This window comes from Rhizobium leucaenae USDA 9039, assembly GCF_000426285.1.
Lineage (GTDB): Bacteria > Pseudomonadota > Alphaproteobacteria > Rhizobiales > Rhizobiaceae > Rhizobium > Rhizobium leucaenae.
Map to the genome: position 1 here is coordinate 1 of NZ_AUFB01000049.1, position 24,169 is coordinate 24,169.

Genomic DNA, 24,169 nt, shown 5'->3' on the forward strand with positions numbered 1-24,169 from the left:
AATGCGCAGCCAGCGCGAACCCGGTATGCCATGGTGATAGGGAAGAAACCGACGTAAAAACGCCAGGTTATCCTCTCCCCATTCGACGATCTCGTCAAAATCGTCGCATGCGCCGATCGTCCCGCAAACGACCAGAAGAAGCACCTCGGGTAACGGATGGGCGACCCGCCATTGCTCCCGCTCATCCTCAACGAGACTAAAATGGTCCAGCAAAACCCGCAGCCGCGGGCGATCGTCTTCAAACATGTCGGCCTCCAAATCACCGACACTCTTGAATCACACCCAAACCGTTCAGGGAAGAAACGTTAACCCGAGTTCAGAGCCGTGCCTCGAAACCGCTTCCCTTGACGTCGGATCAATCGTGTTGAAGCAAGGGCTGGAGCAAGCCTGGTCCCAGGAGGCGGTTTCAGGTGCATGGGGCAGTACTATTCACAGGATGTGCGATCGGGCCATAGCATCCGCACTCGAGGGCGTCAGCGGAAGCGTCAGCTACATAGTCGACAACACGCGCTTTCTACCTCGGTCCATCATAGCCAGCACGCCTAAATACATTACGGACCGCCACCTGTGGGAACACCAACCCGTCAGGGGTTCCGTGGAGCTGCAGCAAGGCTGCGGCGGAATAGAGCCTGGTCCGAAGGACGTGCCTGTGAAATCACGTGGCACCGATGGGAAAACAAATGAAGAACGATTTACGCCGTGCTATGCCTATTCACGGCACCTCGTTTCATAGGTGATGCAGGGATAGACAAGCAGGATGCTGTGATGCTGAAAACCGATACCCGCCAAGCGAATTGGCGCCGTGCCAATCCAGGCAAATACGATGCTCACCTTGCTGTGCAGCGAGCGGTGAAGGCAGGCGAGCTAGAAAAGCAAATATGCGAGGTTTGCGGGATCGAAGCGGTCGATGCCCATCATGATCAATACGATGAGCCTTTAAGGGTGCGGTGGTTATGCCGACGGCATCACACCCGGCTTCACCACTACGGCGAAGATATGTTTCCGATCAGGGACTTGATCACTGGCAGCGACTGCAGAAACTGACACGCAGTCCAATAACTGTCCGTACGGGGCAAAATGACCTGGTCATAAATTATCTTGGCAGGCTTTCGAACAGAGGAGATATTTCGGACAGCCTATTCGGCCTAAATTGACCCATACCGCACCTTTGCCTAATCTTTCAATTTCGTTGCGGAGGTGTGGCGAACTGGAAAAAGCCTGTCCGACAAACGGACGTTTTGCGGGCCGTGCAAGAGGCTGCCGCGCACTTGAAGATTGGCAAGCCCGCGCTCTACAATGCACTGAAATCGGAAAGGAAATGAAATGGCGAACCGCGACCGACTGTTCTTGCTGCGCCCGGGCTTTGACGATTCTGCCTATCCAGGTCAGCAGTTTTATTGCTGGCACTGCGCCCTTCTGGAGGGGGTGCTGGCCTCGTTCCCGGATTTGGCGATGAAGCTTAATGTCGAGCGCATAGAATGGCCGAGACCCAGACAAAGCGTCATCGCCCTTGTTGGAGAGCAAAACCAGTCCTTGCCCTTGCTGGTACTAGCGGAGGGAGACAGCTCGCCTCATCAAACAGGGGTTTATGAGGGGCGCATCTTCATCGCAGAGAAAGACAAGATCCTTGCCGCGCTATCGGATCGGCACTGCTTTCCGCTCCCACATCCATAACCAGTGAAAAGCGGTTCTTCACTCGTTCTCAAAAGCCGGACAGAATCACCACTTCGGTGTCGTGACGCCTAAAGGGAGAGGACATGAACGGATGAGACTGGTACGCCTGACCTTGAATGCCGCAGTCTTGGTGCTCGGCCTTGGCGCAATCTTCTTTATGATCGGCGCCACACTTGAATTTCTGAGGATCGATGTGGGCATGGCCGACGTGTTCCGTAGCACCATCTATTCATCGATTTGCACGATCCTGTTGGCATTCGCCGCCGTCTGCCTGGACAAAGCCAACCAAGCATTGTTGCGGAAATAGATGCTCTGAGGCGTGGGTGGGGCCATGGCCCCTGCTCGCGATGAGGTCTCGGAAGATAGCCAATCGGTTAAAGAGGAACCTGCTGGCAAATCACTTAGACCTGAGCCCGAGGCTGGCATACGCAGCCCCCTCCATCCATACCAATGGTCTTGCAGCGACGGTAAATGACTTGCAAATCGCGCATAATTAGGTTGATCAGGGGTTGTAGGAAAGCACTACCGGTGTGGCGGATATCCAAGTTCAACTGTGCGCATATCCTTGGTGGCAAGGCGGCCATCACTTGACGCGGAGAAAGATAATCGCGACATTTCAGAGATGACTATATTCAACCTCCTCGCTGTGAGAGTTCAGATCCGGACCGGCACCTTTGGTGCCAGTACGCGCTGCATCTGTCCTTCGCCTTGTCAGCAAGGCGGTCGACGCCGGTTGGGGCGAGCGGGAGGTTGCCGCAGCACTCGAAAGGCTTTCCAGGAATTCGATGCCAAGGGCCGGATGAAGCCATCCTCCTATTATGACCGTGTCGTCGATGTCTGCGAGGAGCTGGCAAAGTTCACCTGGCTGACGCGTGATGCGTCCGGCTACCTGACAGACCGCTACAGCGAGCGGAAAGAGGAGGCCGAAAAACTCGAACAGCGCGTGAGCCTCAAATCCATATGACGATGATCAGCACCGAACGACCGCCCGTCGCGGCTATCCTTGCCCTCGGTCTCACGCAGATCATCGGGTACGGATCGCTCTATTACAGCTTCAGCATCCTCGCACCGGGCATAGCGCGGGATCTGAAATGGTCGTCGAAATGGATTTTTGGCGCGTTGTCGGCCGGTCTCCTGATCGGCGGCTTGGCGGCCCCAGCCATGGGCAAGTGGATCGACCGCTTTGGTGCCGGTCGCGTCATGACAGCCGGCTCGGCGATTGCCGCCGCCGCCCTTGTGGCTTGTGCGTTTGCCTCTGGCAAGATTGCCTTCGTCGCCGCCCTGATCGCGCTTGAGACGGCTTCCAATCTCGTGCAGTACGGTGCGGCCTTCGCGCTTCTCGTTCAGATCAGACCAAAGGTCGCCCAGCGCAGCATTACCTACCTGACGCTGATCGCCGGCTTCGCCTCGACGATCTTCTGGCCGATCACGACGGCGCTCAACGCGCATATGTCGTGGCAGAATGTCTATCTGGTCTTCGCTGCGCTCAATGTCGCTGTCTGCCTGCCGATCCATGCGTGGCTGTCGTCCAGCGTCACCAGAAGCCGCAAGCGTGCATCGGCCGAGCCTGCAAAGCATGTCGAGCCAAGTCTCTCTCCGTCGATCCGCTCGCCAGCCTTCATGCTAATGGTAACAGGCTTTGCGCTGGAGAGCTTTGTCAATGCCGCGCTCCTCGTCCACATGGTCCCGGTTCTGTCGGGACTTGGGCTCGGAGCGATGGCGCTCATGGTAGGCACGCTGTTCGGCCCGTCGCAGGTGCTGAGCCGGTTCATCAACATGGTCTTCGGAGGCGGCCTACCGCAGCTGGTGCTGGCGCTGATCTCCGCCGTGCTGTTGCCGGCCGCGCTGGTCATCCTGATTGTCACCGCCCCCTCCGTGCCAGGCGCACTGGTGTTCGCCGTGGTCTTTGGCCTCGGCTCGGGCTTGAGCAGCATCGTGCAGGGAACCTTGCCGTTGGCGCTCTTCGGCAGTGAGGGTTACGGCCAACGACAGGGACAGGTATTGGCCATCCGTCTGGTGGTCTCGTCGACGGCGCCCTTTATCCTGGCATTCCTGATGACGAACGTCGGGGTGTTCTGGTCACTAACGGTTGCCGCCACTGTCGGCGCGATTGCCGTATTTGCGTTCGTCGCAATCAGCCGGCTGGCGCACCTGCCTGACCCTTCGCATCTCGCTCTTAACCGTGCCGAGACCTGATCTTTTCAACAGCCTTTGCGAAGGATCGAAGACAGTCCGCTCAACAGATCTCGAGATGTCCTCGACGGTGCCGCAAGGATCGCCATATCGCCAACCTCGCACGCCTTGAACCAATTCGAACTACCGACCGGAACGAAATTTTGCAAGGTACTGAAAACACATTCATTTCGCGATAAATCGAATGGCCCATGGTTTTGACGCAACGCATATTTTAGGAGGATGCTCTCGACAAGCGATCGCGCCCCTTATGCGCGGTTAGCTTTCGGCTCGACCATAGCCCAATTGTCGTAAGTTCTCCGCCACCCGCCCTTCGACCGAAAGCGCATCTTCCGACCACAGTTCTGCGATCGCGTTCAATACGCGGTCGAGCTCCCATGGTAGAACAGACCTGCCCTCGATTTGTGTGAATGGTCCGTCAGATTCGGTTAACAGGCGATCACGGGGGATCATTTTGACGATATCCCGGCCCTTCTGACCATGGATCATCCCTGGTCCCACGCTGAACCAACAGCCCATGGAGACGGCGCGATCCAGCTCTCGCTTTGTCCCCGAAAACCAATGAAGGATTGGTGTTCCTGCGCCTTTGTGCGCTTCGAGTGCGTCCATTACTTGCGTGGCCGCCCGCCGACTATGAATAGTCATTACACGACCGCCCGCCTGGTCGCATAGATCTAAAATGCGATGAAACACCCGCTTTTGGGTTTCCCAGTGGGGTCGCAACTCGGGTGAGCCGTCTAACCCGATCTCCCCTACGTATGTGGCTGATGGCAGGAGTTTTTCAAATAAGGGAAGTTCGCCATGGCGTTCATGTGCAATCTGTGGGTGCAGCCCGAGCGCCGTTCTGATCCGCTTTGCCTTATGTGAAAGAGCAAGCGTACCTTCCCAAGCCGAGGGCGTGTTAGTGACAGAGAGAACATAGATATTCCGGCTCACGCAGGACTGCGTGACCGCAACAGGATCCGGGTACAGATCAAGATGGCAATGGAAGTCAATCACTTAACACCATATAGTCGATGCAGCTCACCGAGTTCGTTTAACCCTCGATCTAGCATGCCGCGGACACCGTTACGATCACCAATATCCGGAGGCGACAAGGTGTGGCCAAGCCACCGATCGAGGCCGTCAGCTTTCACCGAAGCCAACGCTATGGCAACGGAACGAACATCATCGAACGACGCGTGGTCTTCATCATCCTTTCCCAAGGGCTCGTAGACGTAATCCGTCGTATCGCGCTTCGCGTCCCATGCGACGAATGCTGCCCGTCTCACTTGACAGGGAACGCAGCGACCGCAGTGCCGGTAATTGAACCGCTGAAAGCGCCCACAGCTGGTCGAATGCGCGGCCTCGGTCTGAAGGAAAATCTGGTCCTTGCATTCGATAAGCATCTCGCCCTTCGTTTTTTGGGCGTAGGGATTTTCGATCTTCACGTTGAGGCTTGCGGCATCGAGGATCTTCTGGAATCGCGTTAGGAAGACAGGGTGCGCCGTGCGCGTGCTCAGGCTTCCAAGCCGGGAACCGGTGAGCGGCGGATTGATCGCAATGAACCCATTTTCGCAAACGTAGAGCGGGGCGGTGTTGCCTTTTGCGTATTTCTCCAGCGATGTAGCTACGACCACGCCAAAGGTCAAAAAGATCAGAGAGCGCGCTCGCTGTGACGTTTCCTGCACGGTGGGGGAAGTCGCAACGTGATTGAGCTGCAGGTGCTTCGTCAGACCAATTTCCTGTGCGAAATCCCGTTGCTTCAGACCGTCCCCTCGAACGTTCTGGCTGACTGCCACCGGCTTCAATCCATCACGAGTCAGATCGATTGCGCCAACGAGACTGTCCAATCCGCCGGACAACAACACGACGCAGTCTTCTTTCAGCACCGAAATCTTCTTCGGCGGAGCGGGTAAAACGCCGCCGTCATGAAACCGAAGCTTCCAGCGGTCCGTTGTCAGGAACGCGAGCGCCTGCCGAAATTCGTTGGCCATCGTATTCCAGAAAGCTCGGTCGGAAACGGCGACATCGAGTTCAATCTCTCTAGTCCAGCCATCGGCGCTGTCATCCCGCAGTACCGAAAAGTCGGCGGTGATGATTGAAAGTGCGATCGAAAGCAGATCCCATGCCCGTCGATGGGGGTTCAGCCCCTTTCGCCGAAGCTCTGCCTTGACGGCTTCACCCGCACTTGCCTCCGAGGGGATGCGTGGCTGACCATACAGGACAACACGCAGATCGCCTTCTTCCAATGGAAGCTCGAACGATCCAGGTCCACAAACGAGCCTCATTCTGCGTATCCCTCGAAAACCTGAAAGGTATCCCGTAGTGCATCTCTAACCACCGCGGCGATACGGTTCGAGTTTACGCTCTTGCCCGCCGCTCTGAGTTTGCGAAAGGAAGCAGCTACGGTCTGCTTGATGTAGTCACGCACCTGTTTCAGGCGACTGAGAGCCACTGTGGCGGTGGGCGCTTTCTCGATGATTGTTTTTCCGACATCGAGTTCGAACCGACGAGCAACATCCATTGCGGTGAAACGCTCGATGGCGAATTCACGCTGTTCCGGTGTCAGGGCAGCCAAATCGGCATCAGGGTACTTCACCAAGAGATCCGAAAGCGAGTCCTTGATGGCGGTTCGTTCAGCCTCGGCGTCCTGAGTGCCGTCGACCGGCCGAACCGCTTCGACGACAGCATCCATCACCTCGTTCGCGGTGCGGCCCGCAAGAAGCGCCGGATCCAGTGCACTGCCTGCGGGCTGTTGCCCCATAGTTTCGAGGATGCCGCCGAGTGCACTGGCTGTGGAAGCGGTCCCACCAAATCTGCTGGTGGTCGTCCTCGATCCGCCGTAGCCGTTACGCACGTAGTTTCCCAAGCTGCGGCGCATATCACTTAAGTTTCCGGCCTTCGCAAATTCGCCAAGGCTTCGGCGGGTACCAGCGAACCGGTGACCGGGCGCGAGAGGGGCCGCTGGTGGCGGCACGTTAGGCGCAACGGGTTTGTTGGGAGCGGCATCTACCGGCTCCTGCTCCGGCGGATTTAGATCTGGAGCGGGGTCTGGCGGCGCGTCCGGTGGTTGATCACCGGAAGGCGGATCTTCCGCCGGTGGCGCGGGGGTCCACGCGGGCACCATGTGGACGCCTCCCTTGGGTCCGTTACTTGATTGAGATGTCCCCATTATTGTTCGGCCTTCTCAATCGCTCTTTTGACCACCAGCGGCACGCCCGTGCGCTTCCATTTCTCGAAAACGCCGTCCGCCCAAGGTTGGTCTCCGATTTTCGGAACGATCCCCGGAGTAATCTGCGCCGGTGGACGATCGTTCAGAAATGCCGCCAATCGTAGTCCTTGCTGAGGATCGGCTTTCGCAACCGCGAGGCAGGCTTCCAGGATAGCTGGAACTCCCCATTCTTGTTCTTGATGAGCACGGTCCAGGAGACGATCCATAATGATCGAGGTTTCTACGCGCGACACGCGTGCCAATTTGTCGACCAGGGCCGCAGCCATTTCAGGGTGGGTGAGCATTGCGGTCAATATTTCGGCCGCTTCGGTCGTTAAACGGTCACCGGGCGTTATGAGCGGCGCGTGCTCGCGGCTCACATACAAAGCGCCCAACAACTTCGCATCGTGTAGCGGCGGAGGCAAAGCCAGCCATTCCCTCGAGAAAGGAGCATCCCAGGGCGCGGCAAGGTTTAGGTCTTTTCCCTCTGTGGCCGCTTCTTCCCAATCCTTCAGGAATCTGGGTTTGCCGTCATCGTCTTGGCTAACGGCCTTCAATAGTTCGGCGTAAGCCAACGGGCTACCGAGACGTTCGAACAGGAGAAGCTTGGCGAGGACCGCCTCATCCACGCCGACGCCCTGAGCATTGGAGATCGCCATGCGGATAGAAAGTGCATTCAGGAAACGCTTGATCAGTCGGGGATTACCGACGATGCCCGAGGCAGTCGTCATGATAGGCGCAAGCCTTTCAGCCGTATCAAAACGTCCGATAAGATCTGCCGGTATGTTCTCGTGCAGTCCCGTTACATATGCCTTGTCGACGCGCGCGCCCTGCCACGTCTTTCGCAACTGATCGATTATCCCAACCCGCAGTTTTTCCTTTACGTCGTCCTTCAAGTCGCTGTTTTCGATGTAGAGCAACATCATGTACGCGCGGACTTCCTGCGTTCCCAAGGGAGGAACGCGGATAGGCACCTGGATCAATTTGTCGAAGTAGCTCGTTACAAGTAGATCGTCGGGAACGCCTTCGAAATGCTTGCGGACGGCGTGTTTGATCATGTCGTTGTCGGCCGCGATGACGAATGCCGTATTTTTCAGAAACAGGAACAGCCGTATGGCCTCAAGGGTCGAGATCGTCGTCTCGGGGAGGCAACGGTCAAGGTCGTCGATCAACACGACAAGAGTTACCCCAAGCTCCTCAAGGGTCTCCTCGAAATTATCCCTGAGGGCTTGGATTTCCTTAGGTGGTGAGGTTTCCTCTGCCGGATTGAGAAGCCCGGAGGCAGCACTTGCCACCTCACCCGCTTTCGATTTGGCGTCTTCGATTAGTTTTTGGTCGACGGAACCACCTAGAAACCGCTGCCCCAGCCCCCACACTTCGCCGATGAGCCCAGTTGGAGGAAGTCCCATCGACACCGCTATCGCCGAACCGGCAGCGAGCTTCATTGCACGCAGCCAGTTCACGCGCTTGATGAGCGCCTTGGCCTTGTCTACTCCTCTTTCGCGCGCTCTTGCTTCCTGCTCTAGCTTCGTCGCGATGACGTCCATCAATGCGGCGCGAGCGTCGTCATAACCTTGGTAAAGCCAAGCATTGAATTCGACGAAGACGAAGTCCTTCTCGCCTTCTTTCCTCTCTCGGTTAGCGAGGGATGCTTGGGTCAGTTTTATCATGGAGGATTTTCCAATGCCCCATGATCCCGAGACACCGATTGAAATTGGGCGCCCCCGCGCCTGGACGATGATTTCCGCTACGGTGTCGGCCACTCCCGAAAAATTAAGGAAGTCTTTTTCAGTCTCATTATCTGCCCACATTCAAGGCCTCCCCCGTCGCACCTGTCGATAGTAAAACCATCGCACCGAGACGTCGCACCGATGATTCGCGTCACCCTACATTTGCAACGTATTGTTCGCGCCGAAGCTGTGTCAATTTGGAAATTCTTGCCTCGCTGGAAATAGGGAAGTCGATGTACATCGAGAAGGTCAAGATAAAGAACTTCAAGTGTTTCGAAGGCTGGTTCGCAGCCGATTTCAATCGGGGCGTCAACATCATCGTCGGCAACAACGAAGCCGGAAAATCCACGCTGCTCGAAGCTATCCATCTATGCCTGACGGGTATGCTGAACGGGAAATACCTGCGCAACGAATTATCTCCCTATCTTTTTAACCGGAAGGTCGAGCGGGCGTATCTGGACAGCATCGCCGCGAAACAACCTCTCGATCCGCCGGAGATCCAGATCGAGCTGTTTTTCGGCGGTGATAGCGACGCGTTGGAAGACCTGCGCGGAAACGGGAATTCCGAGAAAAACGACAAGGCTCGCGGCCTTCTCTTCTCGATCGAGTTCGACAAGAAATATGACGGTGCCTATACCGAGTTGCTGAAGAACAGGGAGATCAACTCGATACCCTTGGAATTCTATCAGGTGCAATGGTCGGAATTCTCCCGCCAACCGGCGATGCCTCGCACCATTCCCATTAAATCGGCCCTCATCGATTCAACAAGCACGCGTGTGCAGAGCGGTTCGGATATGTACATCTCCCGCATCGTCAGAGAGTTTTTGGACGACAAGGAACGTGTTGCGATATCCCAAGCCCACCGCAAGCTGAAAGACGCCTTCAAGGCCGACGGCAATGTCGGCGCCATTAATGAAAGATTGGCGGAAGCGGCGAAGATCAGCCGAAAAAAGGTCAGCATCTCGGTCGATATGTCGTCTCATAATGCCTGGGAAAACAGCCTCATGACTTATATCGAGGATGTGCCCTTCCACTATATCGGCAAGGGCGAGCAGTGCATCGTCAAAACGCGACTCGCGCTGAGCAGCAAAAAGAACAGCGAAGCGACCGTATTGCTGATCGAGGAACCGGAAAACCACCTCTCGCACTCGAAGCTCAACCAGCTCATCAGCGATATCAGCACCGACAATAGCGGCAAGCAGGTCATCATCACCACGCATAGCAGCTTCGTCGCGAACAAACTAGGACTGGACCACCTGATCCTGTTACGGGAAGCGAAGGTCACACGGATCGAGGATCTGGACGCGAGCGACTTCTTCCATAAGCTGCCTGGCTATGACACGCTGCGTCTCGTGTTGTCGCAGAAGTCGATCCTTGTAGAGGGCGATGCGGACGAGCTGGTCGTCCAACGGGCCTACATGGATACCAACGGGGGAAAATTGCCGATCGACGACGAGATCGATGTCATCTCGGTCGGGCTTTCGTTCCTGCGTTTTCTCGAACTGGCGACGGCGCTGAAAATCCCCGTCGTGGTCGCAACCGACAACGACGGGGATACTGCTGCGCTTGAAAAGAAGTACGCCAAATACAAGGACGTCGATCATATCACAATCTGCTATGATCCTGTGGTGGATAAGGGCGACCTGGTCCTCGGCGGCAAGCCTTTCAACTATAACACCCTTGAGCCGAAACTGGTCAAATCCAATAGCGTCGAGACCTTCAACACGCTGTTCGGTACCAAGCATGATCTCGATAACCTTCATCGTTATATGAAGAACAACAAGACCGAATGCGCGCTGGCGATTTTCTCGGCGAAGACGAAAATCAGTTATCCGAAATATATTCTGGATGCGATCGCCAAATGATGGGGCCGAATAAGCTCGTCATTGCTGCGGCAGGCTCGGGGAAGACCACCTACCTCGTCAGGCAGGCGCTTGCCGTTGAACAAAAACGGGTCCTCATCACCACCTACACGGAATCGAACGAAAAAGAGATCCGGCGCAAATTTTTCGAAATCAATGGCTCGGTTCCGGGCAACGTGCATATCCAGACCTGGTTCAGTCTGCTGATCGAGCACGGCATCAAGCCCTTTCAAGGCAAGCTGTTCGATTGGGATGTCGCTGGCATGCTTCTAGTTTCGCAGAGATCCGGTTTGCGCGGGCGCGACCGGCAAGGCCGTCCCATGTATTGGGGTGAGGAAGATTTCAGACGCTGCTACTTCGACCGTCGAAATCGCGTCTATTCAGACAAATTGTCGAGGCTGATGATACGGTGCAACGAGGCATCGGACGGCGCTGTCATCGAGCGGCTTTCCCGTATCTATCACTTTATTTTCGTAGATGAGGTGCAGGATCTGGCAGGCCACGACCTCGACATTTTGGCGGCGCTCTTCCAAAGCCCCGTCAACGTCGTCATGGTGGGTGATCCCCGTCAGGTCACCTATGTGACCCATCTGGAGGCTCGCCTTAAGAAGTACAGGGATGGCGGCATTGCCGACTTCATTCGGGCGGAACTTCCCCGAAAGGTTACCTGCGATATTGATGTGACCAGCCTCATGACATCGCACCGAAATAGCACCGCTATCTGTGAACTATCGTCGAAGCTCTATCCAAAGTTGGCGGCTGCGACTGCATGTAAATGCGTCGACTGCAGGCAGCCGGTCCCTGGTGATGCGGGTCTCCACATCGTCCGACGTAACGATCTGCCACGCTATCTCAAGACCGGACGACCGGTACAGCTGCGATGGAGTTCCGCCGTTAAGGTCGCATCTGTAGAACTGCCGTCGCTTACATTCGGACGATCCAAGGGACTCGGTTTTGACCGCGTCATTATCTATCCGACGAATGAAATGATGGACTGGCTGAAGAGCGCCCAATCGGCGTTGAAAGCCGAAACCCGTGCAAAACTCTATGTTGCCCTAACCCGCGCAAGGCATACGGTAGCGGTGGTCCATGACCTTGCCGATGGTGAAGTCGTTCCAGGATTCACATTGTTCCAGTAGCGAAAATCTCCGGAAAATGCACCCTATATAGATCTATGATTTCATCCTTGGCGGTGGGGCATCATCTTCCGATGATGACCTTTTTCTAGGTAGCTTCGTTGAATTCCCGATACAGCTCGATTGTGGGCAGATGTGCATCGATAGTCTCGCGCACCTTCGCGGCCATCGGCAGGTTGTTTTTCTCGTTTTTCCACACATCCATAAACCGTCCGACCGTCTCGCGTGCTGTGTCGAGGACCAGCTTTTCGGACAGCGCCGACTTGGCGGCCAGATGTGCAAGCTCGTCCTTCGATAGCTCCGCCATTCTTTTCGTGCGTGAAAAGTTAAGCGCGGCCGTATCCTCTCCCTCGATATAGGGGATTGTCGATAGCAGGTCGTAAGCCGGCGAGAGCGCAGGGGTACGGCGATCGGGGTAGATCAGCGACCAGTTCTTCAGATGCATGTCGCCATTGCCGATCAGTGTGCTGAAGACCAACCGGCGGATGAACTCCGCCACGTCGGCCGTGCTCGTCTCGATGCCGAGGACGCGGGCGATCATCCGGTAATTGCCCTTGCTGTACTTGTCATCCGGCTTCACGCCAAACACCTGCGCAAAATCCTCGATATGCACCGGACCCTCCGGCGTACGGTCGAAACGCCTAATGGCGAGCGCCTGCCCGTGCAGTTCTCCTACCCCCTGTGGCAGGCCGCTCACCGCATCCAGCTCGACCAGCTGGATCTCCGGCACGTCCATGCCCATCATCGCGGCGATGGTCATCATGGAGAATTCGTTCTCCGGCACGCCGCTATACTGCTGGGAGGGCAGCTTCACGATCCATGATCCACCGGTACCCTCGGCCGGAATAGTCAGGCCGCCTCCCTTCGTGGTGTTCTTGAAGGCCGAGAATTTCAGCTGCACACCGGCCAACGAAAAGCGCAATGCATTCGGTCGCGCTTCGACAGAAGCCTGCTCGTCATCGGGCGGCAGGTCATCACCCACGGTGGGATGGACCGTCACTGCACCGGGCAGATCACGACCGAGCATCCAGAGCAGGAAGAATTCCCGCGTCTGTTTTACGCCAGCACGCTCGGCGAGGTATTTTCGCAGCGGCCCTTCCGGCAACAGGTTCGAGAAGAAGGGTGGGACCACCATGTTATATGGGCGGAACTTCGTAATCAGGGCGCCGAACGGGTCCTTGAAGGACAAGCTGAGTGTCGGCCGCTTTTCGTTTTCGATATAGTCCTCGTTGAATGCGAAGATGGTGCGCCCGTCCTGCAGGTTCGTCAGGGTCGCGACCGGTTCTCCGTTTAGCCTGACATCGAGTACCGTGACCTTAGGCATCATCGTCCTCCTCATCCAGCGCGTAGGCCGAGCGCGGGATTGCGTCATCCCGGTCGCGATGCACCGCGGCGTTGCGCAGTTGCCTTATCTCGCGAACGATCGCACCCATTTCCTGACGTGACATCTTGTCGGTCTGAGAATTTTCAAGGCGGTTGGCTGCCCGCCTGAGGATGTCCAGCTCGTCGGGAGTCAGTGGCAGATGGCGTAGGAGGCCCAGGCTATCCTTGAACGCGTCCGCGTCGGCACTCGTCCCGACCCCATACCCGTACTGCGCAGACGATCGCTCGAGACGCGCGACCAGTTTGCGTTGGTCAGATGTGAGGACGTCATTCGACGCCGAACTACTTTCGAGGATGTTGCGGATCGCCGGCATCAGCTTCTTCGGCGCAAGGACGATCTCGAGGTCGAGCGCGCGCGCCACATCCACCAAGCTGCCGAGCCCAGGCTCCATTGTACCCCGCTCGATCTGGGAAATATGGCTCTGCGTCAGGCCCGAACGAGCGCTCAGCTCACGCTGGCTTACTTTCTGTCCTTCCCGGGCAGCGCGTAACTGCTGTGTTATATGCTCTGTTTTATATGCCACGATCATTATCCTGTATCGCATGATGGGAGATATACAGGATAATATATAGACAATTCCGTAAGGCAGCGCAACTCTGATATACAGATCTGTATCACTGAACAATTTTATATATAATCATATGTCAATCAGCCATGATGACTCATCATACCGGCCTAGCTTCTGTAGCCGCCCATGAGGGCGCGCAACATATCGGCCTGTGCAGACCCTGCCGGCATCGTATCCACTGTGAAAGGGACATTGATATAGGCCTGCCCGTCAGGTTGCGGCTGCGCATGCACGCCGAATTCCTCAAAAAGCCGGTAACCGACCGCCCCGACATCGATCAGCGCATCATAGCTCGGCCACTCACCACGCGTATCCCATAGGCCGCGCAGCTGCTCCACCAGCCGGCCGATCGCCCTGACCAAAGCCTGATCCTCGGTCGGCAATTCTGGCGCCACCTCGCAGAGGTTGTCGGATTCGTTCATCCCGTCCAGATGGCCGAACAGGTAGGATGCGATCCGCAAGGGCTCAAGAATGACAATACCGACTTCCTGAAAGACCCGCACCACATTGCCATGCAGGCGATAGGACCGGATGGCATCGTGCGCCCTGCCGCGGCAATCCTTCAACCGAACGGCCAAATTGTCGCGGAAACGGGCTTCCTCGTTGACCGCGAACCCCGCCGACAAACGGCAGACCGCATATTCACCCCGGCAGGCTTCGGCGAAGTGCTGCTCGTGATCGCTGATGAAATGCCCGGTCGGCGGACGAAAATGGATGCCGGGAATTGGTCCTCGCGAAAGGCGATTTCTTCGACATGTGCGCATTCATGGGCGATGATGGCAATGGCCGTGCGGAAATCCTCTTCATCGCGATCGGCCCCCTCGAGCACAATCGGGCATACCGGACCCGCGGACAAAACGATATGTGTCTTCACGGCGTCGCCACGCATGACCACGACACTCTTTCCGACGCCGGCCAGGCCCTCGTCATTGGTGCGGCTCAACGGCGCCAGCCCTTCGACGCCCCGATCGAGGTCGCGCAGCGCCTCGTCGTAATCGACCGCTACGGTCACACCGTCGAGCGCGCTGATATCGATATATTCCCCGACCTCGCGCAGAATGTGGAACATCTGCTGCCCGAGGCATTCGGCGCCGTACTGGTTGGTGATGCCCTGTACCGTCACCTGAATCTGCGGAAGCGTGGAGGCAGGCACCTCTTGTCGCGGCGTGTCGCTCGTATCCATATTAGCCCCTCTCTCCCCTCACCTCATGCGGTTTCACCCAGCTGCGCCTGCCCGCCGGCGGCAAGCACCTTATAGCGGGCATGCAGGTTATAGAATGCTTCGTCGCCCACCATGGTGAGTATCATGCGCACAAGGCTGAAGACGCACAGCAAAACGGAGAGGCCGAGTATGTTCAGCGTCTCCTGCAGCTCGTCTTCCTCCAGCAGAGGATCGAGGCTGAACAATGCGGTCCCGTCCGGCAGGAACGAACGATGCCGTAATAGCGAGCTGTAGGTGACATGTGCCGTGTCGGCCGAGATCTCACGATACATGTGCGCCATGCGCGGGAACTGGCTGTCCTTGCTCAGGTCACTCGGCTTGAGCTGCGCGCCCTTCTTGTCATTCAGGAATTCCTGCAGCAGCTTATGCGAGCCGGCATCAAGGTCCGTCTGCATGTCCTTTAACGCCTTGGCTCTCGACCATTTACTCGTGGCTTCGTCATCCTTGAGCGCCTGCAAATAGTCAGGCTTGCGGCACGCTGCATCCATATGGATCGCGCATTCGACGACCTTGCGGCAGGTACTGCGCACATCGAGCACCTTGTCATGCTCAGCGAGCAACAATGCCGTGTCGAACAATGTCAGGGCACGGGCGAACAGCGCGAATTTCACGAACAGCAGTTCGGGCTCTTCGCCTTCCGGCGCATCGAAGCTGTCCACGTCCGCGAGCTTCGCCGAGCCATGCGGAAATCCCTCATCCATTGCAGCCATGCTTCATTTATCTGGGGCTGATCATCATTCATGCGATTCTTCCTGGTTGCCACCGGTACATGTGGAGTCAAATAGCTATCCGGAGGATAATCCCACCGCCAAATGGTTCGGCGGAATGCGATGCGACTATGCGATAATCAGGAAGTCGGCAGCCGTCAGCGCCAAACCTTTGTCGAGAGAGGCGAACTGGACCGCAGCAGCCTTTTCCGTACCGTCAGCCTGGTACTGGAGAGCACCCGTGTCTTTATATGGCCGTTCCTACATCGTGGCGAACGTGAACGGAATGCGGAAGCCGCAATTGCCGTGCTCATCCCATTGGAAGAAGAAGCCACCCTCGCCCAGCACATCGATGATGATCTCGCCGATCGGTGCGAATTCGCTTCGATCTTCCCATTGCCCGTACCTGGCCCACAGTTCTCTTAGCGCGGTGCGCAGCCTTTCGAAAAACGGCGCGAACCAATGCCCTCCCAGCGCCCTGCGAACCGCAGGCACATCGTCTATCGTCAAGCCGTGACCGTCCATATGGCCGAGCAGATAACTGCCGCTCGTCATCAGGTTCTGGTAATACCGCAGGACCTCGGAGAGTATTCGGTCATGGTCGTGATCGGTGCGATAGCGTCGGATACATTCGTTTGCCCGGTTCATCGTCTCCTCGAGATGGGTGATGAATGCATTGGTGTAATCCTGCAGAGGATCTCGGCCGAACGGGGCTGCGATGCGGCAAGCCGCATACTCATCCCAGCAGGCGTTTTCGGCCTGCCCTTCGCAGGCATCTGCGGCATCATCGTAGATTTTTTTCAGCAGCGTATCGGGGAACGCCTTGTCAGTCGTCATGGCGAGTTCGACATGTGCGCATTCATGAGCGAGCAGATGCAGGGAATGGGCATAGTGCTCATCTTTCTCGTCCGGCAGTGAATAGATATAGGCAGCGTTCAGTACCAAATGCGATTTGAGAATACCGTCACGGATGACGCTCGGCGCCATCGCAACGCCTTCGACCAGCTCGGAGCTGGGCGTTAGGCGGTGGTCCGTCTCATATCCTCTATCGAGTGCGAGAAGCGCTTCCTTGTAATCGACGGCGATGGTGATGCCGTCCAGCCGCTCGAGATTGATGTAACGGCTCAACTCCCGCACATAATCGCCGACGCAATAGGCGAGCTTCTCGCCTGCTTTTTCTTCCATGCCTTGGACTGAAATACCAATGCTGGGCACGGTGATCGGTCGCTCTTCCTCGGTGGTCTCCGTCATGCTTCCTCACTCTGACTGCAAATGCGTCTTGGCCCAGACCAGCGCGCTCAACGCCCCTGCCCTTGCCTCTTCCACGGATGCGAATTCCTTGTTGCCGCTGCGGGTCGCACCGTTCTTGCGGTTCGTCACCACCACGCCAAAGCCTGCATTTTTAGGGAATACCGTCAGATTATACCCTTCGGTGTTGATGTAATCATTGCCCTTGGCCGAACGTTTCCATGAGCGCTCGGCCCATGTCCTACGGCGTTTGGCGAGGCTCCTTAATCCCCTCTCCCGTTCTTTCGGACGGACATAGTCCTCTTCCATATGTTCGGCACAGACGCAGTCAACGGCCAATGCTTCCGTGGTCTGGCCGTGCTCCATATAATGGACGTAGCGGATGGTGACGCTTTCGCACATTTCGCAAAGCTGGGAAGGCTCACCCAAATCCTCGATCCCGACACATGACCATCCCTTTTTGGGCACCCCAGCTTCGGACCATTTGCCATGACTCGTGTGATCCCTGGTCATCGCGTCCACTCAATCTTGACGTCTATTTCACGATACTGAGCTTTGAGCGTCGGACTTCACCACCCTCATTGTCGGTACCGTGCTGGGGCAGAATACAAAATAAAAGTCGTTCGACCTCAGTCATTGGAAGCGATAGCTCATCGGCAACGTCCACGAGACTTTTCCGCTCCGCCCAAAGCTGGGATAAAACCTTCCCCCATAGCACAGACGTTTCCCTGGGGATGCCATCAGGCTCGCTCGTGCGATAACCGCGTTTCCCAAGCTCGATACATATGGAACGGTATTGCCATTCGGAGAGCATGGGTCTGGTAAGATGTGCCAGTCGGTATGCCAGCGCCATTGCCGAGACGCGCCACCTTTTCTTCGCCCGTAAAATGAGATCAGCCGTTATAAGACGGGGCATTCTGACCCTGACGTCTTCCTCCGGCATTAGAAAGGCGGAAGCGAAGCGGTTTGCCTCCACCTCGGCCGTGCGTGTATCTTCGTCCGCGCCTGAGGTTTGGCCATGCCTGTGCAGGACCAAATGGCCCAGTTCGTGAGCCGCATCAAAAATACTACGCTCCGCCGATTTGAACGAATTCAGAAACACATACGCTTTGTCATTTTGCCAGAACGAGAATGCATCGACATTTGCGGTGGTTTCTTCTAGCCCCAGGACGCGGATGCCTTTGGCCTCCATCAGTTTCATCATGTTTGCGATGGGTTGGTAACTGAGGCCCCAGTGCTGGCGGAGAGCATCGGCGGCAGCTTCAGGTGTCAATTCCGGGTCGAAATGCGGCAAATCCAACGCCGGTAGATTGTATCGATTTTCAAGCCACTCATAGACTTCGACCCCGTTATCGCCGGCCGAAAGGGCAGCGTTTCGTTCTTTCGCGGTCATGCTCGACAGGCTGCGAAAGCTGACGATTTCTGCTGAAAGGAGTGCGGGGTCCTCCTTGAAGAAAAACTGCACGGGATAACCGAGAACCTCTGCGAGCTTCTCAAGTGTTCCAGAATCCGCCTGGTTCTGACCGGTTTCAAGCCGCGTGATTGTGACCGGCGATACGCCGGCCTTTTCTGCGAGTTCCTTCGCTGTCAGCTTCTGCCTTTTCCTGGCGAGGCTGAGTCTCTTTCCATTGAACATGATTGTTCGGCTTTATTTTCGACTGACGACGATATCCAGATCCGGATCGTTGGTCGGTTCATTGATGCCAAAATCGACCGCGTCCAGATCGCCACCCTCAATCAAAAATACGCGATCGATACAGCGAAGGAATTGGCCATTCTTCACCACAGGTAAGCTGAGTTCCATTGCGCCAAACTGATCGACCATCAGGTAATATGTTTTGTGGTCTCCATGAAACTTGACCACGCTGATAGGGAGGTCGATACCGGCAGCTTCAAACATATCGCCACAAGCCACGCGCTCGGAGCCAGCGCCTTTTCGAGACCGCGCTCTAGGATCCGCTTTGCGGCAGGCTTGATTGACATTTACAAAGAGAACTCGAAGCTTGAGGACGTCATTGCGGATGCCTTCCACACCTTCCTCGCTAAAGATCTCCCAATTTCCACCGAGGTTTTCGGCTCGAAGGCCCTTCACTCCGTCCATATACGCGAACATGCCGGCGGCATTGGTGGGATGCAGTGGTGAGGCAGTCGCAGCAGCAGCAAGTGCGTGATGACCTGCCGCGATCAATTTCTCACGCTCAAGTTCCAGACGAGCAAGGTAAAGGTCGCCAATCTCAGGATCAGTGATTGTCTTTGGGCTGATATTTTCCATGCCGCCTACTCATGTTAATGTTCTCTACCTCATTTGTGGAGGAAAAAATTAACATGGTCAAGCTAGAAGAATGTATTCGGCTAATTCACAGGACGCTCCAGGCGCGAAACCTCCCCCGCCCCGTCATCTCGCGCAATCCGAGCTCGCCAACGATCCGCCGCGCCGCCTGCGGCGTGACGCCCAGCGTCGTTACGACCATCTTAGCCGACACCAGCGGTTTCGCCATCACCAGCTCGACCAGCTCCGGCAGTTTTGACGACGTCCGGCGCCCGTCCAGTTTTCGGTCCATCATCGTTTTCACCAGCGTCAGCCGATCATGCTCTTTCAGCCCGATCTCGGCGGCCGCGACCAGTCCATGGGCGATGGCGAGCAGCCGGGTTTCTCGATCGCGATGTCGGCGCCGATCGACGGGAATGGTTTTTAGTCCGAGATTGATGGCTGCGAGATGTGCGGCCGTGGTGACACCGGCCTGGCGGAGGATCGAGGCGGCCAACAGTCGTCCAAGCCAGGGCGCGTGCTGCAGCACCGCAATCTCGTTCCAGGCATCGAGGGCGACAATCGCCTGCAGCACCGCCGGCAGATCATCGGTCTGCCGCAACACGTTGCGCCACTCGCCCAGCCGCGCGTCCTCGTCCCAATCGAGATCGTAGATCATGGGATCTTTTTCTTGCGCGCCGGCCCGTCCGGACCGTGCGTTCTCGATCGCCGCCTCGGACCGGGCCAGCAGCGCATCAATGGCGGCATAATCGACGCCAGGCAGATCTTTGGCGTCGTCAGCATCGTCCCCCTCCCCTATCGGCTCGACAGCGACAGGCCGCTTGGCGGCGGCGCCCGACTCAGCATCATCGGCCCTGACCGATGTCACATCCGAGGTTTGCCTGAGCGTGCGAATGCCGTCGGGCGACAGTGCCCAGACCGGTGGTTGCGCGGCAATGCGTCGCCGGGTGCGCAACGCGTCGCGGGCGATTGTCAGTTCATGGGTGGGTGTGCGAATATCGCGGGTGTCGTCGTGGAGGACGAGGTCTTCGAGGTGAACAAGTTCGCCGTCGATCCACAGCGAGGCGCAGGCGTCGGCAAAGTGCGACCGTTCGATCCACCCCTGTCCGACCGCGGAGCGGGCGATGCGCTCGTCGAGACGCGCCAACTCAATGCCGGCTCGAAAAGTGTGGCTTCTACTTTGTTATTTCAAATGGGAAAACTTCATATGTCTGTTAGGTTTAGCCGATAAATGAAGGGCGATTTTCCGCTAACGATTTCACTGAAACGTCTCTTTGCCAAAACGATTTCAAGATCGAACATCAATGTCGGCTCGCTCGATCGAGGGAGAGCAGTGGTCGGCGTCGTCAAAGGCGTGCCGCGCTTATGCAAAGGTGCGACGTGCAGCTTCATCACGCTGGCAAGCATTACGCGTAGTCGGTCGCGCTACTCGGCGGCTGGCTCGGGTTGCGTTCTGGTGCGCCTTGCCGCTGGCTTCTTTGCCGCTGGGTCCGGAAGGTAAGCGGGCGCGGTCGTGCTGCGTTCCGCTACAATGAATATCAGCCTGTCCACGGCCTTCGCCCTTTCCTTTCCCTCTGGCAAGGACTCGGCAAGATGGATTGCCAAAAGCGTGTCCTGCATTTGCGCCAGACGGGAGAAGAAGAAATTAAGCTGAATCAGGCTTCGGTTATAGAGATAGAAATAGCCTCCGCCGATGAATTGAAGCAGTACACCCGCTAAGGGAACGATATATGCCGTCCCATCGCTTCGGCCCGAGGAGAACGCCCACCACGTACCCCCAATGATCGTCCCGAAACCGGCAACGATGGCGGTCAGGCTGGCAGTGTAACTCCTGCGCGCCTGACTTTTGTTCATGATGTAGTATTCGATCAGCTGACGGAGGTTCGCTTTGATGCCCTGAATAATGTCGTCGTCGGACTTGGCAGCGCTTTCGGTTTGCGGCGCCATCTTGGCATCGCCGCCCGCGCCTCCAGACTGCGCGTCGAGCAAGGGAGTGAAGCTGGATGCCCACGCCCTGAGAAGCTGGTCGTCGCTGTCACGATCTACGATTGCCTTGAGCTTATCACGGTCGATCACGCTGAAAGCGACCATCACGAGCATGAACAGGGCGAAGACGACCCCTATAGTGATGCCCGGCTGAAGGTCGTGCGGCTTATATTCATAGCCTTGCACGAACACGTGGCTTGTTGCCAAATAGAAGACGACATAGAAGCTTCCGGCAATGGTCAAAATGGAAATGATTGCGACCGCCCAGCGAACCTTCGGCGAGTACCGAAGGACTTCAACGATTACGAGGATGACGGTAAGAATAAGCTGATACATGAAGCCCCCGCCGAACAAATTCGCGACAGTCATCTGTACTCTCTCAACCTTTACGAATCGTGCCTATACAACCCTGGCGCGGAATAAATCGAGCGGGCGCGTCGTCACTTCAATGGCGGCAGCGTCATGCCCTTAATGCTATCGGCCACGGTCGGCCGCTTCCGCTTCCCGTCCGCGTAGGGATCTGGCAGAGCCCGTGCGGCCTTCTTCACGGCCTCGATGTCATAGCCGACCGGACGGCCAAGCAGGAACATCTCCACAAATCGGTCAACAAGCGACTGGTCTGCCAAAAGATTGGCTTTGACCGCCTTGCGGAAGGACGCGATATCCGAACCATTGGTCAGGTAGCCCAGATTCCGTGCCTCGGTGAGGTGCTCATCAACCCTCTTCTGAACGCCCTTGCCCATGCAAAATGCACGGACGTAACGCACTAGCGACGTGAACAGCAGCTCCTCGCTATGCATGAGGAGCAGCTTGTCTTTCAGGACTGCTCGGAACGCACCGATAAGCTCGCTCTTCTCGAAGACGTGCCGGTAAAACCGGACCACAGAATCCTCCGCATCGCCTGCCGTAACTTTGTTTTGGGGCGCGGCCAATATGTAGAATGGCGCGCGGGTCGTGACATGAATTTCTTTCACGAGATGAAAGCTGAAACAGGCCAGCGAGATGACGCACAGGTTATTGGCCGTGGCTATGTTGATCGCGCGCAGTCTCTCTGTGATCTCGGCCCAGCTGCAATCCTCGTTCGAGGCGACGATATGAATACCCATGTCCTCATCGCCATGGGTATCGAAATGGATGATCGGCAGCAGGCCGTCTTCAACCACCTTCGCCACATAATCCAAGAATCCCAGAAGATCAGCGGCGCTCTTCGGCTCAAATTTCATGAAGAAGATCTGGTTGGCCTGCAACAAGGGTTCCAAATCTTCGAGGACGCGGAGGGTCACCCCGTGCTCGCTCTCATGCAGGGACGTGATCCAGATCACGGAATTTACGCTCACATGGGATTGGATAGTCGCGGTCTTGGTCATTGGTCGCAAGGCCATGCAGCTTTATAGGGAGCCATCAACGAACGCTCGGCCGGCCAGGTTCCCTTCTCGGGATGCGTCGTCACCCAGTCGCAGCCAATCACGATGGCGCGGGCGACATTGGCGCCCTTCGGGATGCAGAATTTCCCGAGAATGCTCTCCCGAGCGATCCCGAGCATTTGCTCGTCCTTCATGCCCATCTTAACGACGCTATCGAATACAATCTCATCCTCGCGCCATTTCTCCATGAAGCCCATGACGTAATTTCCGGCAAGTGTGATGCTGCTCTTGCAGTCGCGCGCCAAATCCTGGGCCATCATAGCATTGGCGCCGGTCGCAAAAAGGGCGGCTGCAGCCGCCAGTATCATCCGTTTCATGATCTTCCCCAACCCAAGTTGGGGGCAGATTATCGAGTGCAACCGGTAACTGCAACAGGGTCAATTCGCTTGCTTCCCTTGGTTTTTCTTCACGTACCCGTGGCCGTGCGCAGTTGTCCGATGCACCTCGAGCTTGACGCCAAGACCGCCCTGCTCGCGCTGACGCAGTTCAATGGTAAAGAACTTTCGGTACCGTCCTTTGATGGGCGCGGCGATGAAAAGTGCATGTTCCACCGCCGATTGGGATGAAAATCGGAATTGCTAAGTGGTGGCGCAGCCAATGGAAACGGCGCATCTTTCTTTCATCACCGAGCTAGTGCCGGAGCCGCCAAGCCACCGTCCTCATGGGAGTTGATGGCCGCCGGTCTGCAACGCGACCGCATGAGCCGCGACGACGGCAACCGAGCATCTTGAGGAGCAGGTTCGGACGCTGAATCAGGGACGGCGACAAATGTAACTCATCTTATATTTTCCACGCGTCGGGCATTCCGCCCTTAGAAAGGACCTGACATGCATGAAATTTATCAGAACGGAAAGCCGATCGGCCTCACTTTCAGCGACCGCGAGGTGGCCAAAGCCATAGCCCGCGACATGCAGAGGGAGGGCGCCAAAAACGTCGAAATGCGGCCGTTTAAGCGCCGAAATCACTGGTATAATTGGCGCGCAAACGGGCGCAACGTGGCGTCTTATCTCGCCTCGTTACGCCCTGCCGCGCCACTTAGGAGGCCTTGTGATCCCGATAGAGCAATACTTATCTGGTCAGAGGCGGTACAAAATCTGATCGTTCCAGAAACCATCGAGGCTACACAACTCCCCACGCCCGGAACCTCCCCTCCCTACCATCTGCATATCAATGAAATTCTTAGCTAAAAGCGACACCCACGTACCCCTTTTATCGTACGTGGGGCAAAATCGGTGGCAGCGTTTCGGTGAGCGAGCATAGAAGTGTGCATAACCCAGCGTTTTGAGAATTGATTGATAGCCTGGGGATTCTCCTGCCGGGGCAAATCATGATTCGATTCTGCCATGACGAAACGGCTCCCCTCCCCCGAGCATGCCGGCACGCTGTCGCTGAATGCGTTGCGCAGTCTGGTGTCCGGTCTGTTGGAGCGGTCGCAGCAGGCGGAAGCCCGGCTCGCGAAGCTTGAGGCCGACAACATCCAGCTGCGCGAGGAAAACGCCGCCCTTCGCTTGGAAAACACCCGGCTTAAAGTCGAGAACCAACTGCTGCGCGATGAGATCGCTCGACTGAAGAA

At 56.7% G+C, this 24,169-nt stretch carries 24 protein-coding genes and 3 pseudogenes; 9 read left to right on the top strand and 18 right to left on the bottom strand.

What is annotated here, in order from left to right; all coding sequences use genetic code 11:
• A partial coding sequence (locus tag K290_RS0131135) for a transposase family protein (RefSeq protein ID WP_037136680.1) occupies nucleotides 1-246 on the bottom strand: 246 nt, incomplete at its 3' end.
• Nucleotides 247-765: 519 nt separating this feature from the next.
• Between K290_RS0131135 and K290_RS0131140 the strand changes: the two genes are divergently transcribed.
• The 5 genes and pseudogenes from K290_RS0131140 (at nucleotide 766) to arsK (ending at nucleotide 3,870) form a co-directional block, all read left to right on the top strand.
• Complete coding sequence (locus tag K290_RS0131140) at nucleotides 766-1,044, top strand: hypothetical protein (RefSeq protein WP_004119911.1); 279 nt, start codon at nucleotides 766-768, stop codon at nucleotides 1,042-1,044.
• Nucleotides 1,045-1,323: 279 nt separating this feature from the next.
• Nucleotides 1,324-1,674, top strand: a complete 351-nt coding sequence (locus K290_RS0131145) for a DUF3088 domain-containing protein (protein WP_004119910.1) — start codon at nucleotides 1,324-1,326, stop codon at nucleotides 1,672-1,674.
• A 91-nt stretch (nucleotides 1,675-1,765) separates the two neighbouring features.
• Nucleotides 1,766-1,981, top strand: coding sequence for a hypothetical protein (locus K290_RS0131150; protein ID WP_004119909.1), 216 nt, complete (start codon nucleotides 1,766-1,768; stop codon nucleotides 1,979-1,981).
• A 450-nt stretch (nucleotides 1,982-2,431) separates the two neighbouring features.
• Nucleotides 2,432-2,638 (top strand): annotated as a pseudogene (locus K290_RS36900) (arsenical resistance protein ArsH); the annotation flags it as partial.
• Entirely contained in the window at nucleotides 2,635-3,870 is a 1,236-nt protein-coding gene (gene arsK, locus K290_RS0131160) for an arsenite efflux MFS transporter ArsK (RefSeq protein WP_004119907.1), read from the top strand. The pseudogene K290_RS36900 and the gene arsK, both read left to right, overlap by 4 nt.
• 255 nt (nucleotides 3,871-4,125) lie before the next feature.
• On the opposite strand, the gene qatD is transcribed toward arsK, so the two are convergent.
• The 4 genes from qatD to K290_RS0131180 form a co-directional block, all read right to left on the bottom strand.
• On the bottom strand, nucleotides 4,126-4,866 hold the full coding sequence (gene qatD / locus K290_RS0131165; RefSeq protein WP_004119906.1) for a Qat anti-phage system TatD family nuclease QatD: 741 nt from the start codon (nucleotides 4,864-4,866) through the stop codon (nucleotides 4,126-4,128).
• Nucleotides 4,863-6,098 (bottom strand): Qat anti-phage system QueC-like protein QatC, encoded by a 1,236-nt coding sequence (gene qatC, locus K290_RS0131170; RefSeq protein ID WP_240535453.1) that lies wholly within the window; start codon nucleotides 6,096-6,098, stop codon nucleotides 4,863-4,865. The genes qatD and qatC overlap by 4 nt, the downstream gene beginning before the upstream one ends.
• Nucleotides 6,099-6,133: 35 nt before the next feature.
• Complete coding sequence (gene qatB / locus K290_RS0131175) at nucleotides 6,134-6,730, bottom strand: Qat anti-phage system associated protein QatB (protein ID WP_240535452.1); 597 nt, start codon at nucleotides 6,728-6,730, stop codon at nucleotides 6,134-6,136.
• A 290-nt stretch (nucleotides 6,731-7,020) separates the two neighbouring features.
• Nucleotides 7,021-8,871, bottom strand: a complete 1,851-nt coding sequence (locus tag K290_RS0131180; protein ID WP_004119903.1) for a KAP family P-loop NTPase fold protein — start codon at nucleotides 8,869-8,871, stop codon at nucleotides 7,021-7,023.
• Between the two features lie 152 nt (nucleotides 8,872-9,023).
• Here K290_RS0131180 and K290_RS0131185 point away from each other — a divergent pair, with 152 nt between their 5' ends.
• On the top strand, nucleotides 9,024-10,655 hold the full coding sequence (locus K290_RS0131185; RefSeq protein ID WP_004119902.1) for an ATP-dependent nuclease: 1,632 nt from the start codon (nucleotides 9,024-9,026) through the stop codon (nucleotides 10,653-10,655).
• Nucleotides 10,652-11,791, top strand: coding sequence for a UvrD-helicase domain-containing protein (locus K290_RS0131190; RefSeq protein WP_004119901.1), 1,140 nt, complete (start codon nucleotides 10,652-10,654; stop codon nucleotides 11,789-11,791). Before K290_RS0131185 ends, K290_RS0131190 begins: the two co-directional genes overlap by 4 nt.
• A gap of 85 nt (nucleotides 11,792-11,876) precedes the next feature.
• Here the strand turns inward: K290_RS0131190 and K290_RS0131195 are convergent, their stop codons facing one another.
• The 13 genes and pseudogenes from K290_RS0131195 to K290_RS0131255 all read right to left on the bottom strand — a co-directional run bounded on the left by K290_RS0131195 (nucleotide 11,877) and on the right by K290_RS0131255 (nucleotide 22,913).
• Nucleotides 11,877-13,112 carry a type II toxin-antitoxin system HipA family toxin gene (locus K290_RS0131195; RefSeq protein ID WP_004119898.1) on the bottom strand — a complete coding sequence of 412 codons (1,236 nt, stop codon included), beginning with the start codon at nucleotides 13,110-13,112 and terminating at the stop codon, nucleotides 11,877-11,879.
• Complete coding sequence (locus tag K290_RS0131200; protein ID WP_015341966.1) at nucleotides 13,105-13,695, bottom strand: helix-turn-helix domain-containing protein; 591 nt, start codon at nucleotides 13,693-13,695, stop codon at nucleotides 13,105-13,107. Before K290_RS0131200 ends, K290_RS0131195 begins: the two co-directional genes overlap by 8 nt.
• A gap of 152 nt (nucleotides 13,696-13,847) precedes the next feature.
• Nucleotides 13,848-14,318, bottom strand: a complete 471-nt coding sequence (locus K290_RS0131205) for a hypothetical protein (RefSeq protein ID WP_004119894.1) — start codon at nucleotides 14,316-14,318, stop codon at nucleotides 13,848-13,850.
• Nucleotides 14,303-14,923 (bottom strand): hypothetical protein, encoded by a 621-nt coding sequence (locus K290_RS0131210; protein WP_004119892.1) that lies wholly within the window; start codon nucleotides 14,921-14,923, stop codon nucleotides 14,303-14,305. The genes K290_RS0131205 and K290_RS0131210 overlap by 16 nt, the downstream gene beginning before the upstream one ends.
• 23 nt (nucleotides 14,924-14,946) lie before the next feature.
• Nucleotides 14,947-15,672 carry a DUF5677 domain-containing protein gene (locus tag K290_RS0131215; protein ID WP_240535450.1) on the bottom strand — a complete coding sequence of 242 codons (726 nt, stop codon included), beginning with the start codon at nucleotides 15,670-15,672 and terminating at the stop codon, nucleotides 14,947-14,949.
• A 258-nt stretch (nucleotides 15,673-15,930) separates the two neighbouring features.
• Nucleotides 15,931-16,920 (bottom strand): hypothetical protein, encoded by a 990-nt coding sequence (locus K290_RS0131220; protein ID WP_004119888.1) that lies wholly within the window; start codon nucleotides 16,918-16,920, stop codon nucleotides 15,931-15,933.
• Between the two features lie 6 nt (nucleotides 16,921-16,926).
• On the bottom strand, nucleotides 16,927-17,430 hold the full coding sequence (locus K290_RS0131225; protein ID WP_004119886.1) for a hypothetical protein: 504 nt from the start codon (nucleotides 17,428-17,430) through the stop codon (nucleotides 16,927-16,929).
• Nucleotides 17,431-17,452: 22 nt separating this feature from the next.
• Entirely contained in the window at nucleotides 17,453-18,553 is a 1,101-nt protein-coding gene (locus K290_RS0131230; RefSeq protein ID WP_004119883.1) for a helix-turn-helix domain-containing protein, read from the bottom strand.
• A gap of 12 nt (nucleotides 18,554-18,565) precedes the next feature.
• Entirely contained in the window at nucleotides 18,566-19,189 is a 624-nt protein-coding gene (locus tag K290_RS0131235) for a hypothetical protein (protein WP_004119881.1), read from the bottom strand.
• Between the two features lie 85 nt (nucleotides 19,190-19,274).
• Nucleotides 19,275-20,351, bottom strand: a pseudogene (locus K290_RS0131240) (RHE_PE00001 family protein); the annotation flags it as partial.
• A gap of 260 nt (nucleotides 20,352-20,611) precedes the next feature.
• Entirely contained in the window at nucleotides 20,612-21,541 is a 930-nt protein-coding gene (locus K290_RS0131245) for a TRADD-N-associated membrane domain-containing protein (RefSeq protein WP_004119876.1), read from the bottom strand.
• Between the two features lie 71 nt (nucleotides 21,542-21,612).
• On the bottom strand, nucleotides 21,613-22,539 hold the full coding sequence (locus tag K290_RS0131250) for a hypothetical protein (RefSeq protein WP_004119873.1): 927 nt from the start codon (nucleotides 22,537-22,539) through the stop codon (nucleotides 21,613-21,615).
• Nucleotides 22,536-22,913: a Rap1a/Tai family immunity protein gene (locus tag K290_RS0131255; RefSeq protein ID WP_004119872.1), complete on the bottom strand. Its 378-nt coding sequence runs from the start codon at nucleotides 22,911-22,913 to the stop codon at nucleotides 22,536-22,538. The genes K290_RS0131250 and K290_RS0131255 overlap by 4 nt, the downstream gene beginning before the upstream one ends.
• 510 nt (nucleotides 22,914-23,423) lie before the next feature.
• Between K290_RS0131255 and K290_RS37605 the strand changes: the two genes are divergently transcribed.
• Both K290_RS37605 and K290_RS0131265 read left to right on the top strand, forming a co-directional pair.
• Entirely contained in the window at nucleotides 23,424-23,783 is a 360-nt protein-coding gene (locus K290_RS37605; RefSeq protein ID WP_028755196.1) for a hypothetical protein, read from the top strand.
• Nucleotides 23,784-23,939: 156 nt separating this feature from the next.
• Nucleotides 23,940-24,169, top strand: a pseudogene (locus K290_RS0131265) (IS66 family transposase); the annotation flags it as partial.

Coding starts and splice junctions, on each gene's coding strand:
- K290_RS0131220 (WP_004119888.1), bottom strand. CDS start 16,920: ATGACGGAGACCACCGAGGAAGAGCGACCGATCACCGTGCCCAGCATT.
- qatB (WP_240535452.1), bottom strand. CDS start 6,730: ATGCGCCGCAGCTTGGGAAACTACGTGCGTAACGGCTACGGCGGATCG.
- K290_RS0131195 (WP_004119898.1), bottom strand. CDS start 13,112: ATGCCTAAGGTCACGGTACTCGATGTCAGGCTAAACGGAGAACCGGTC.
- K290_RS0131235 (WP_004119881.1), bottom strand. CDS start 19,189: ATGGAAAATATCAGCCCAAAGACAATCACTGATCCTGAGATTGGCGAC.
- K290_RS0131250 (WP_004119873.1), bottom strand. CDS start 22,539: ATGACCAAGACCGCGACTATCCAATCCCATGTGAGCGTAAATTCCGTG.
- K290_RS0131230 (WP_004119883.1), bottom strand. CDS start 18,553: ATGTTCAATGGAAAGAGACTCAGCCTCGCCAGGAAAAGGCAGAAGCTG.
- K290_RS37605 (WP_028755196.1), top strand. CDS start 23,424: ATGCATGAAATTTATCAGAACGGAAAGCCGATCGGCCTCACTTTCAGC.
- K290_RS0131180 (WP_004119903.1), bottom strand. CDS start 8,871: ATGTGGGCAGATAATGAGACTGAAAAAGACTTCCTTAATTTTTCGGGA.
- K290_RS0131190 (WP_004119901.1), top strand. CDS start 10,652: ATGATGGGGCCGAATAAGCTCGTCATTGCTGCGGCAGGCTCGGGGAAG.
- K290_RS0131145 (WP_004119910.1), top strand. CDS start 1,324: ATGGCGAACCGCGACCGACTGTTCTTGCTGCGCCCGGGCTTTGACGAT.
- K290_RS0131255 (WP_004119872.1), bottom strand. CDS start 22,913: ATGAAACGGATGATACTGGCGGCTGCAGCCGCCCTTTTTGCGACCGGC.
- arsK (WP_004119907.1), top strand. CDS start 2,635: ATGACGATGATCAGCACCGAACGACCGCCCGTCGCGGCTATCCTTGCC.
- K290_RS0131245 (WP_004119876.1), bottom strand. CDS start 21,541: ATGACTGTCGCGAATTTGTTCGGCGGGGGCTTCATGTATCAGCTTATT.
- K290_RS0131210 (WP_004119892.1), bottom strand. CDS start 14,923: ATGGATACGAGCGACACGCCGCGACAAGAGGTGCCTGCCTCCACGCTT.
- K290_RS0131225 (WP_004119886.1), bottom strand. CDS start 17,430: ATGACCAGGGATCACACGAGTCATGGCAAATGGTCCGAAGCTGGGGTG.
- K290_RS0131150 (WP_004119909.1), top strand. CDS start 1,766: ATGAGACTGGTACGCCTGACCTTGAATGCCGCAGTCTTGGTGCTCGGC.
- K290_RS0131215 (WP_240535450.1), bottom strand. CDS start 15,672: ATGGCTGCAATGGATGAGGGATTTCCGCATGGCTCGGCGAAGCTCGCG.
- K290_RS0131185 (WP_004119902.1), top strand. CDS start 9,024: ATGTACATCGAGAAGGTCAAGATAAAGAACTTCAAGTGTTTCGAAGGC.
- K290_RS0131140 (WP_004119911.1), top strand. CDS start 766: ATGCTGAAAACCGATACCCGCCAAGCGAATTGGCGCCGTGCCAATCCA.